The sequence below is a fragment of the Paenibacillus sp. An7 genome, from assembly GCF_009870785.1.
Lineage (GTDB): Bacteria > Bacillota > Bacilli > Paenibacillales > Paenibacillaceae > Paenibacillus.
On sequence record NZ_WTWX01000041.1, the window covers coordinates 1 to 10,248 of the forward strand.

The following is a 10,248-nucleotide window of genomic DNA, read 5'->3' on the forward strand; positions in this document are numbered from 1 at the left end:
GGGACAATCCGTTTAATATCTTATATTGGCTACTGCTGATAGCTTTTGTATATGTTTTGGTAGGTTTTTTGGGAATGAACTGGTCATAAATCTTCCTTTAATTGAACGTATGAAGCTAACGTAGAAACGTTAGTTCAAGAAAAAAAGCAACCGATCATAAGACCGGTTGCTTTTCCTTTATCACAAATGATGGAATAATTTTTATATAGAATAACTCCATAACTAATTCCACTATAGTTTGGGTTACTATAACCGCAGCAGTTATTACGGCGTACTCGTTGGGTAATGATAAAGCCAATGGTAAGACTACCAAAGAATTTCTTGTACTTGAACTGAACACAACAGCTCGGCTTGCACCAACATCTAGTTTAAATAGTTTCGTTACCATCTTTGAAAAAATAGGCATAAAGATATGAAACAAGAGATAAATTGGTACTACTGCTAAGATCAATTGAAAGTCACTAACCACGTTTTCTATCTGAGAAGCAACTACTACCAGCAGTACTAAAGCCATGAAAGGCACCGGAAGCCATGTAGTGAACTGAAGAACACCTTTTCCTTTCAATCCTCGTTTAGCCCATACTTGAGTTAATATTGCAAGTAGGAGTGGAAGTGCAATTAGAAACAAGAATGCTTCTAGGAAAGGTTCAACCTTTACGATCTGTGCTGTATCTTCACCCATAAACAACCATAGATAAAATGGAAGTAATATCATTTGTAACACAAAAAGTATCGGTGTAGCTGCAAGCATAAGTTTTTCATTTCCACGTCCAAGCTTAGTAAATACAATCACGTAATCAATACAAGGAGTCAATAAAACTAAGTGAATTCCTAGAAGTACATAAGGTGATTGAGGGAATATCATAGTTAAAATCCATACAATGATCGGAACGACAATAAAGTTTGACACCAATAATCCTATTATGAATTTAACATTTGACAATGATTTTTTTAATTCAAGAAAAGGAATTTGTGCAAACATAGTGTATAACAGTATAGCAATGAATGGAGAAATCGCAACTTCAAGTGAAGAACCAAATTGAGGAAGATAGACCCCTGTTAGTCCACCTACAATTAACGTTACAGCGTATATCCATATCTGTTTGTTCTCTAAATTTTCTCTTGTAATCAAAATGGTGCTCCCCTTTTTTTAAGGTAAATTGTAGCATACAAAGAAAGATAAACGAATGAATTACTCAAAACCTTGGTTTCGTAACATTCAGTTCAAAATCTTGTTCACCTTGATCAAGGATAGCAAAAACTGATCTATTTTTTATTGAATTACCGGAAAATAATAGTTTTAAAAAAATCAGCCGCTAACAATCGGCTGATTTTTGGCAGGTTAATACTTTAATTACAAAAAAACAACTCTTTCAAATGTTTGAACTGAACCCCGAATGGTAGACACTTTAAAAAAAAGTGGACTCGATTCGGGGTTTTTCTATTCTCTTTCTAGAAAAGTCCCGTTATACTAACATTACAATTTTAGAACGGAGTATTTTTTATGAGTAAGATTATCTTTAATGAACATCAACAGAGACAACTAGAAGCCAATCCAAACGTTAAAATCGTGACCGACCGCACGATTCAATATACCCCTGACTTCAAACTACAGGCGGTTAAACAAAACCAATCTGGTAAAGGACCCGTAGAAATCTTCACAGAAGCTGGCTTCGATTTGAAGGTGATTGGTATAAAGAAAGCACAAAGCGCCTTAGCTCGTTGGCGTAGAACCTTCCATACCTATGGAGAAAATGGTTTTTTAGAGGAACGCCGAGGAAAAGCGAGTAAGGGACGCCCTAAGAAAGAAAATGCCTCTGCTGAGAAGAAATTAGCTCAAGCGGAAGCACGAATTCGTCTGTTAGAGGCAGAATTGACCCTACTAAAAAAGCTAGACGAGTTGGAAAGGCAGGCGAAGAAGAATCGTCGTTAACAGCCCGAGAGAAATACCAAGTCATCAATGAGACGATTCGGCTGTATCAATTGAAGAATATGGTCCGTTACTTATGTGAAGTAGCTAAAGTGAGTCCGAGCGGCTATTATAAATGGCTTCGAAGTAGCGGAAAACAAGCCCTCCGTGAGGAATCTGATTATCAGGATTACGTCTTTCTAAAAGAGATTTATGATCAGTTCAACGGAAAAATCGGCTATCGTGGTTTGTATATGGAAGTCGCCGAAAAAGCTGGTCAGCCTATGAATCACAAGAAAATCTTGCGTTTAATGCGCAAGTTTCACTTCTTCGCGAAAGTACGAAGAGCGAACCCTTACCGAACATTGACCAAAGCCACGGAAGCTCACCGTCAGGTACCAAACCATTTGAACCGTCAGTTTAATCAGAAGGAACCTGGGAAAGTCTTCTTGACGGACATCACCTACCTACAAATTGGTGGTGGCAAAACGGCTTATTTATCTTGTGTGAAAGATGTGGCGACACGAGAAATTGTCGCTTATGAACTCTCAGCGAGTTTACGAATGGAGATTGTCTATCGAACATTAAGGAAGTTAGAAGATTTTACTCGGAATCGATTGCATCCAGAAGCGATGATTCATTCCGATCAAGGATTTCACTACACCCATCCAGAGTACCAGTCTCAAGTGAAGAGAATGGGATTCCTACAATCCATGTCACGAAAAGGGAACTGCTTAGATAACGCACCAATGGAATCTTTCTTTGGACATATGAAAGACGAAGTTCCTTATAAACAGGCAACCAATATAGGAGAATTAAAACAAATGATTGATGATTACATGGATCACTATAACAACACAAGAAAGCAATGGACATTAAAAAGGATGACTCCGGCAGCATACCGAAGTCATCTCATTGCCGCTTAAATACGAACGTATCCTTTTTTTAAAACTGTCTACTTTATAGGGTTCAGTTCAGTTCTTTGTCTACTTATCTTCTTTTTTCACTTTTAAAAGTCTTAAACTGTTTAGAGTCACGATCAAAGTTGCTCCCATATCCGCAAGAATTGCAAGCCATAGAGTTAGCCATCCAGGTACAATAAGCACTAATGCTAACAACTTAATTCCTAAGGAAAACGCTACGTTTTGTTTGATAATCGCAAGAGTTTTCTTGCTTAAACGAATTGTGTAGGGGAGTTTTCTCAAGTCGTCAGCCATTAATGCAATATCGGCTGTCTCAAGTGCAGTATCCGTACCTGCGCCGCCCATGGCAATACCTACAGTAGAAGCGGCAAGTGCAGGTGCATCATTTACTCCGTCACCAACCATTGCTACGTGTGAATAGCTTTCCCGAAGTTTCTTAATGTAATTTAGCTTGTCTTGGGGTAACAACTCTGCTTTGACTTCGGCTACGCCCAACTGGCTTCCAATTGCATTAGCCGTTGCTTGGTTATCTCCAGTAAGCATAACTGTCTTTTTAACCCCGATAGAATGCAGTTCTTCAATAACCGATTTACTGGAATCGCGTACCGCGTCGGCCACTGCAATCAAGGCAATTACTTCTTGTTGTGTGCCTAGTACCATAACAGTTTTCCCTTGAGTCTGCAGCGTGCTGATTCGCTCGCGTTTCGTATCTATAGATTTAGAGTGTAGTTCCTCAAATAGTTTAGGACTTCCAATAAAGTATAGCTGGCCACCAATGGAAGCTTTTACACCCTTACCTGTAATGGATTGAAAGTCATCAACTGAGTGCGATAGGTCAGCACCTAATTTTTCCGCTTTCCGAACAATTGCAGATGCAAGCGGATGTTGTGAACCTTTTTCAATCAAAGCAGCAATCGAAAGTACTTCACTTTCATTCTGCCCGTTAAATACGGCGATATCTGTTACTTCTGGAAACCCTTTTGTTAAGGTGCCAGTTTTGTCAAAAGCTACAGCTGAAATGCGTCCGGCTTCTTCCAGATGAATACCACCTTTGATCAGAACACCATTCTTTGCAGCGTTGCCGATTGCGGTGACAATTGAAATAGGAGTAGAAATAACCAAAGCACAAGGACATCCTACTACAAGAAGCGATAAACCACGATATATCCAATCTCCCCAGTCAGCACCAAAGAGTGGTGGGACGATGGCGATACCGATGGCGAGCACCATTATTGCAGGTGTGTAATACTTAGCGAAACGGTCCACAAACGCTTGTGAAGGAGCTCGTTCGGCTTGTGCTTCTTCTACAAGGTGAATAATCTTAGAAATAGTAGTATCTTCAACTCGTTTGGTAACTCTGATTTCAAGTAAGCCTTCTTCATTTAGGGTACCTGCAAATACTTCATCATCGATAGTTTTTGTAACAGGAACCGATTCGCCCGTGATTGCCGCTTGATTCAGCGTCGAAGTACCTTTAATGACAATGCCATCCATAGCCAGTTTTTGTCCTGGCTTAACGATCATTACATCTCCAACCTGAATATCATCAACATTCACCATTTTTTCAGAAGAACCACGTCGAATTAAAGCTTCTTTAGGCGCAATGTTCATAAGGGATCGAATAGATTGACGTGCTTTTTGCATCGAGTAGCGTTCTAGAGTCTCGCTTATTGCAAAGAGGACTACAACGACTGCACCTTCGCCCCATTCACCGATAGCAGCAGCCCCAATTATAGCTACTGTCATGAGTGTGTTCATGTCAAACTGCAAACGAAATAGATTCTTAATCCCCTTTTTGAATAAATTATAACCGCCAATAATAATTGCCGCGCTAAATGTTAAAGCAGGAATTAACTCCTCTTCTCCATAGCGAGAAGCGAGAAAATAGCCAGCAGCCATAAACAAAATAGAAAGAATTAAGTTCCAGTTTTCTTTCCAAAAAGGTTCCTTTTTTTCAATAATTCTTTGTCTTTCAGGAGAAATTTTTAAGTTTTCAAATGAACCAGCCTTTTCTAACTCTTCCACGGTGGCATTTCCATAAACGGTTATTTTGGCTGCACCAAAGTTTACCTTTGCATCTGATACGCCAGGAAGATTTTTTACATTATTCTCAAACATACCTGCACAATTTGTACAAGTAAAACCCTGTACACGGTAAACTTGTTTTTCATTGATTTTTTCCTCATGTTGTTGCATGACTCATCAACTCCTTGTATGCATTGAGGCTAATTGAACTAGTTGACGTACATGATCATCTTCTAATGAATAGAAAACTAACTTTCCTTCTTTTCGGTATTTTGCTAAACCAAGTTGCTTTAGTATTCGCAGATGATGCGATGCAGTAGCCAATGAGGACCCAGTAATATTTGCCACGTCACATACGCAAAGTTCTTCTTCACATAAAGAAAATACAATCTTCAATCGTGTTTCATCTGCGAGAGCCTTAAACATTTTTGACATTATCTGAATGTTTTGTTGTTGTAGAGCATGTTGTACTTTACGTACTCTTGTTTCGTCATAACAATAAATCTCACAGCTATCTTTCATGGTACCCCTCCATTAATCAAATGATTGTTTGATTATTATGAGCTTATCATATTATGATTATTCAATCAAACGATCATTTGATTGTTAGAAAATAGTTAAGGGAGGATAACAAAATGTACGATGTATTAGTAATAGGTGCTGGTCAAGCTGGTTTGGCTACTGGTTATTATCTCAAACAGGCCGGTTTAAGATTTTTGATTGTGGAAGCAGCAAACTCAATTGGGGATTCATGGCGACATCGTTACGACTCTCTACACCTTTTTACACCCAGGATATATGATGAATTGCCAGGAATGGAAATGGAAGGAGAGAGGAACGGGCTACCTAGTAAAGATGAGATAGCGGATTATCTTGAGTCTTACGCGAATAACATCGATCTCCCGATCAAATTAAAATGTCCTGCCAAGCGACTTTGGAAAGAAGGGGAAATTTTTAAAATAGAAACATCGGAAGGTACTATTGAGGCACATAACATTATTGTTTCAACTGGTCCTTTCCAGGTTCCAAATATCCCGAAATTTTCTAAACTAATATCAAGAAATGTTACACAGTTGCACTCTTCTGAATATCTTAATCCAAGCCAATTAAGAGAAGGAAACACACTAGTTGTCGGTGGTGGAAACTCTGGTACACAAATAGCAACAGAGATAGCTCAGGATCAAAAGGAAACTAGACCCGTTTACATATCGGTAGCTCGTAATATCTCATTCAAGCCCTTGTATATCTTGAATCAAAGTATTTTTTGGTATTTTGAAACACTAGGGTTTCTTCGCGCAAGCACGCAAGGTCCATTTGGAAGATGGCTGAAAAAGCAGCCCGAGCAAGTATACGGATATGAATTAAAAAAACTAGCTAAAAAAGGAAAAGTGAAGATCTATCCTCGTGCATTGAATGCGAAAAGAGATATAATTATTTTTGAAGATGGAACTGATATTGAAGTGAAAAATATAATATGGGCCACAGGTTTTAAGCGGAACGACGAGTGGATTGACATTCAAGGAGCATTTGATTCACATGGTCAAATTAAGCATTATTCAGGCATGTCTCCGATTAGAGGGTTGTATTATGTCGGGCTCCCTTGGCAAAGTTCTAGGGGTTCAGCTTTATTGGGTTGGGTAAAATATGATGCTCAAAAAATTGTAAGCCATATAAATGTTATAAAATAATATGTTCAACTGATGGGAAACATTAGTTCAGTGAGAAGACAGCTGATTAAAGTGATCAGCTGTTTTTTACTAACGTGTAAGTTCTTAATTAAATGTTAGATGATAAGAGTAGGTGGAAAATTATCAAACCCTTTCTTATCCTTACAGGAAGCCTTGTTCTTCAGGAACATATATGGTTTAGACGCTATGATCTTAAAATATACAACTGAAAAATTCCGCACATAAAATACTTGCAAACTGCAAATAATTAATTTATATTATAATTAACATTTGTAACTTACAAGTATTTCACAACAGCTTATTACGGAAGAGGTGATTTATAATGGATCAAAATTTAAGAGAGCTTTTCCAAGTCTTTAGTCGACGTTTTGGCTTTTTAAATAAAAACTGTTGTCAGGCTGGTGGCCACGATATTTCTCTTGTTCAAAGTCATATTTTATATGAGATTGATCGTCAGCATGAGCCCTCTATGCAACAAGTGGCGGAAACATTAGGAACAGATATCACTACTTTTAGCAGACAAGTACAAACGTTAATTAAAATAAATTTAGTTTCTAAAACACCTGATCCAAAGGATCGAAGAATTTTTATTTTATCACTTACAGAAGAAGGAAAAGAAGTTGCTGAAAATATAGATGGGCAAATGAATCAATATTTGGATGATGTTTTCGCGAATATGAGTCAAGAAGAACAAGAGATGGTTGTACATTCTATTCAATTACTGAACAAAAATATGGAGAAAACCACGAAGTGTTGTACTACCCCTTTAGGGTAATACAATTCAAATAAATACTTGCAATTTGCAACTATATAGGAGTGTAGACATGATTAAAGAAATAATTAGCGAATTTTTTATCATCGCCTTTGAACTATTGGCGCTTTTCGTAGGTATATCATTTGTAGTTAACTTGCTTCAAGGTATTATACCTTACGACAAAATCAACAAATATCTTTCAGGAAAAAACACCTTTTTAGGGGTATTGGCAGCCCTTGTCTTTGCCTTTGTTACACCATTTTGTTCTTGTTCTACCATACCGGTAGTCGTGAACCTATTAAATAAAAAAGTGCGTGTTGGGATTGTCATGGTGTTCTTATTTTCATCTCCTTTATTAGATCCAACTATTATTACACTGATGGCTGCGATGCTTGGTATAAAAGTCGCTATAACATACACCATTATTACTGCCATCTTCTCAGCCCTTGTTGGACTGTTGCTAGAAAAATTCGGTTTTGAAGCAGCAGTAAAAAAAGTGAACATGACTGGATATAAGGAAGGTGAGATGAAATTTAGCTTTAAGGCTGCTGTCACAGAAACGCTAAATCTTATGAAGACCGTTTATCCGTATCTTCTTATTGGTGCTGCAATTGGAGCATTTATTCATGAAGCGGTACCGACAGAATTTATTAGCACATATTTAGGAGGAGATAAGTGGTGGCTTGTTCCAATTGCAGCTGTCATTGGAATTCCATTATATGTGCGTATTGAAACGATGATCCCATTATCTAAAATACTGATCGCAAAAGGAATGGCTTTTCCTCCTGTGATGGCATTGATGATAGGGTCAGTTGGAGCAAGTATTCCAGAAGTAGCATTATTAAATTCCATTTTCCATAAACGATTGGTCGTTGCTTTTGTAGCTTCTGTTATTACGATGGCTACGTTATCAGGATTCTTATTCTACATTATTTAAAGGAGGTGAATCTAATCATGTTTAACTTGTTTAAGAAATCAAAGAAAAACGACGATTGCTGCAGTGTGAAAATTGAAGAGGTAAAAGAGGAAAAGCAATCTTGTTGTAACATAAAAATCGAAGAAGTAAAAGATGAAAAGGATACAGATCTTTCTTCGGATAGCTGCTGCAAGACTACACCTTCATCCTCTAATTAATACAAAAAACAAGGCTCAATATTAGCAGAGCCTTGTTTTTTTATATTCTTTCTTAATTTAAATTTTCAGGGATCATTTTCTCTACAATAACACAGTCAATCCACTGATCTTCTAATTTAGCGTGTTTTTCATAAATACCGACTTCTCTGAATCCACATCGTTCGCACAGTTTTCGGCTTCCCTTATTAAAAGTGAAAATACGAGAAAGTAGTTTCCAGTAACCAGCTTCCTTGGAGACGTTTAATAGCTGGAGTAGGAGGGTGTAACCTACATTTTGTTTTCTAAAATCTTTATGTACATATACTGAAAACTCCCCAATGCCTTGATAACATTCCCTAGAACGATAACTAGATACGGATGCCCAGCCTATAATCTGATGATTTAGTTCTGCTACGAGGATAGGAAATCTTTCACCTTGTGATTGAATCCACTCCATTCGATCTTCTAGCGTTTTAGGGATTGTTTCAAAGGTTGCATTTTTCTCTACGACGAGGGAGTAATTATAAATCTCCATAATTTCTTGTGCGTCTTTTTCAATCGCTGGGCGGACTTGTATTTTCATTTTTTGAACCTCCATCTAGATTCATACTACTAATATAAAACAAAAGCTCATCAAAGTTAGTTTGATGAGCTTAGTTCTTAGTAAAATTATTGATCCAGTGTTTCGCTCCAGTCATGAACGGAGGAACCCTCTAAAAACCTTTCACAGTCCATGGCAGCCATACATCCGGAACCTGCTGCTGTAATAGCTTGACGGTACTTGGAGTCTTGTACATCACCGCAGGCAAACACGCCGGGAATATTGGTTTCTGTCGTTCCTGGATTAACAACAATGTATCCAAGAGGGTCGGTAGTGATCTGCTCACCTAAAAATGAGATGTTTGGATTATGCCCTATAGCTATAAATAAACCGTCAGCTTCGATTATTTCTTCTTGTCCGGTTTCATTATTACGGACCTTTAATCCTCGAATCCCCATGTCTTGGGGAAGTACTTCAATCGGTGTTCGATTTAAAGCAAATGTGATTTTTGAATTTGATTTTGCACGGTCTTGCATAATTTTAGATGCTCTTAATTCATCCCGGCGATGGACTAGTACGACTTCAGAAGCAAAACGAGTTAAGAAGCTAGCTTCTTCCATAGCAGAGTCTCCACCGCCTACTACGATGATTTTCTTATTGCGGAAAAAGAATCCGTCGCAAGTAGCGCAGGTACTAACGCCTCGACCCACATATTCTTGTTCATTAGGAATATCAAGATATCTAGCTGACGCTCCAGTGGAGATAATAACGGATTCTGCCTCAATCTCATCTTGACCTTCAATTTTGATTTTAAATGGTCGTTTGCTAAAGTCCACTTCACTAACGAATCCGGATTTGAACTGAGCGCCAAAACGTTCTGCTTGTTTTCGCATGTTATCCATAAGTTCCGGTCCCATAATTCCATCAGGAAATCCTGGGAAGTTTTCAATTTCGGTAGTCGTGGTTAGCTGGCCTCCAGGCTGAAGTCCTTCAATAACAAGCGGATTCATATTCGCACGAGCCAAATAAATGGCCGCTGTGTATCCTGCTGGTCCTGTCCCAATAATAACTGATTTATACATAAGAATCCTCCTTATAGGGCATATTAGATTAACACTTCGTTTGATTGGTATTAGGTTTTGTGAAGATGCAGCACAATTCCGGAGATAAGATCTTATTGACTTCACTTTCATTTATCCGATAATAACTCCAGGTACCTCTTGTTTCTTTCAGTATAAAGCCGGCATCATGAAGGATCTTAAGGTGATAGGAGAGTTTGGACTGAGGTATATCCA

Annotated in this window: 11 protein-coding genes; 5 read left to right on the plus strand and 6 right to left on the minus strand. The window is 38.1% G+C overall.

Annotated features, from left to right (window positions below; genetic code table 11):
* Window positions 1–154: 154 nt before the first annotated feature.
* Window positions 155–1,135, minus strand: a complete 981-nt coding sequence (locus GQY27_RS20610) for an arsenic resistance protein (RefSeq protein ID WP_160037152.1) — start codon at window positions 1,133–1,135, stop codon at window positions 155–157.
* Window positions 1,136–1,504: 369 nt separating this feature from the next.
* Between GQY27_RS20610 and GQY27_RS20615 the strand changes: the two genes are divergently transcribed.
* Window positions 1,505–2,835 (plus strand): IS3 family transposase gene (locus tag GQY27_RS20615; protein WP_160037142.1). Its coding sequence is split into 2 segments (ribosomal slippage): window positions 1,505–1,883 and window positions 1,883–2,835, totalling 1,332 coding nucleotides; the frame shifts between segments, so codons are not numbered across the junction.
* Window positions 2,836–2,895: 60 nt separating this feature from the next.
* Here the strand turns inward: GQY27_RS20615 and GQY27_RS20620 are convergent.
* Both GQY27_RS20620 and GQY27_RS20625 read right to left on the minus strand, forming a co-directional pair.
* Window positions 2,896–5,028 (minus strand): heavy metal translocating P-type ATPase, encoded by a 2,133-nt coding sequence (locus GQY27_RS20620; RefSeq protein WP_160037143.1) that lies wholly within the window; start codon window positions 5,026–5,028, stop codon window positions 2,896–2,898.
* Between the two features lie 6 nt (window positions 5,029–5,034).
* The gene (locus tag GQY27_RS20625) at window positions 5,035–5,379 is read right to left on the minus strand and encodes an ArsR/SmtB family transcription factor (RefSeq protein WP_160037144.1); all 345 of its coding nucleotides are present in this window, start codon (window positions 5,377–5,379) and stop codon (window positions 5,035–5,037) included.
* A 113-nt stretch (window positions 5,380–5,492) separates the two neighbouring features.
* On the opposite strand from GQY27_RS20625, the gene GQY27_RS20630 reads away from it, so the two are divergent.
* From GQY27_RS20630 to GQY27_RS20645, 4 genes are all read left to right on the plus strand, one after another.
* Complete coding sequence (locus GQY27_RS20630) at window positions 5,493–6,545, plus strand: flavin-containing monooxygenase (RefSeq protein WP_160037145.1); 1,053 nt, start codon at window positions 5,493–5,495, stop codon at window positions 6,543–6,545.
* A 322-nt stretch (window positions 6,546–6,867) separates the two neighbouring features.
* Window positions 6,868–7,320, plus strand: a complete 453-nt coding sequence (locus GQY27_RS20635; protein ID WP_160037146.1) for a MarR family winged helix-turn-helix transcriptional regulator — start codon at window positions 6,868–6,870, stop codon at window positions 7,318–7,320.
* 49 nt (window positions 7,321–7,369) lie between these two features.
* Window positions 7,370–8,236 carry a permease gene (locus tag GQY27_RS20640; protein ID WP_160037147.1) on the plus strand — a complete coding sequence of 289 codons (867 nt, stop codon included), beginning with the start codon at window positions 7,370–7,372 and terminating at the stop codon, window positions 8,234–8,236.
* Between the two features lie 17 nt (window positions 8,237–8,253).
* Window positions 8,254–8,433, plus strand: a complete 180-nt coding sequence (locus GQY27_RS20645; protein WP_160037148.1) for a hypothetical protein — start codon at window positions 8,254–8,256, stop codon at window positions 8,431–8,433.
* A 52-nt stretch (window positions 8,434–8,485) separates the two neighbouring features.
* On the opposite strand, the gene GQY27_RS20650 is transcribed toward GQY27_RS20645, so the two are convergent.
* The 3 genes from GQY27_RS20650 to GQY27_RS20660 all read right to left on the minus strand — a co-directional run.
* Entirely contained in the window at window positions 8,486–8,995 is a 510-nt protein-coding gene (locus GQY27_RS20650) for an arsinothricin resistance N-acetyltransferase ArsN1 family A (protein ID WP_201450771.1), read from the minus strand.
* A gap of 86 nt (window positions 8,996–9,081) precedes the next feature.
* On the minus strand, window positions 9,082–10,035 hold the full coding sequence (trxB, locus tag GQY27_RS20655; protein ID WP_160037150.1) for a thioredoxin-disulfide reductase: 954 nt from the start codon (window positions 10,033–10,035) through the stop codon (window positions 9,082–9,084).
* Between the two features lie 28 nt (window positions 10,036–10,063).
* The coding region (locus GQY27_RS20660) for an ArsR family transcriptional regulator (protein ID WP_160037151.1) at window positions 10,064–10,248 on the minus strand (185 nt) is incomplete at its 5' end.

What these genes read in the sequence shown, in the direction of transcription:
- GQY27_RS20650 (WP_201450771.1), bottom strand. Translation starts at nt 8,995, where the DNA reads ATGAAAATACAAGTCCGCCCAGCGATTGAAAAAGACGCACAAGAAATT.
- GQY27_RS20645 (WP_160037148.1), top strand. Translation starts at nt 8,254, where the DNA reads ATGTTTAACTTGTTTAAGAAATCAAAGAAAAACGACGATTGCTGCAGT.
- trxB (WP_160037150.1), bottom strand. Translation starts at nt 10,035, where the DNA reads ATGTATAAATCAGTTATTATTGGGACAGGACCAGCAGGATACACAGCG.
- GQY27_RS20640 (WP_160037147.1), top strand. Translation starts at nt 7,370, where the DNA reads ATGATTAAAGAAATAATTAGCGAATTTTTTATCATCGCCTTTGAACTA.
- GQY27_RS20625 (WP_160037144.1), bottom strand. Translation starts at nt 5,379, where the DNA reads ATGAAAGATAGCTGTGAGATTTATTGTTATGACGAAACAAGAGTACGT.
- GQY27_RS20635 (WP_160037146.1), top strand. Translation starts at nt 6,868, where the DNA reads ATGGATCAAAATTTAAGAGAGCTTTTCCAAGTCTTTAGTCGACGTTTT.
- GQY27_RS20630 (WP_160037145.1), top strand. Translation starts at nt 5,493, where the DNA reads ATGTACGATGTATTAGTAATAGGTGCTGGTCAAGCTGGTTTGGCTACT.
- GQY27_RS20620 (WP_160037143.1), bottom strand. Translation starts at nt 5,028, where the DNA reads ATGCAACAACATGAGGAAAAAATCAATGAAAAACAAGTTTACCGTGTA.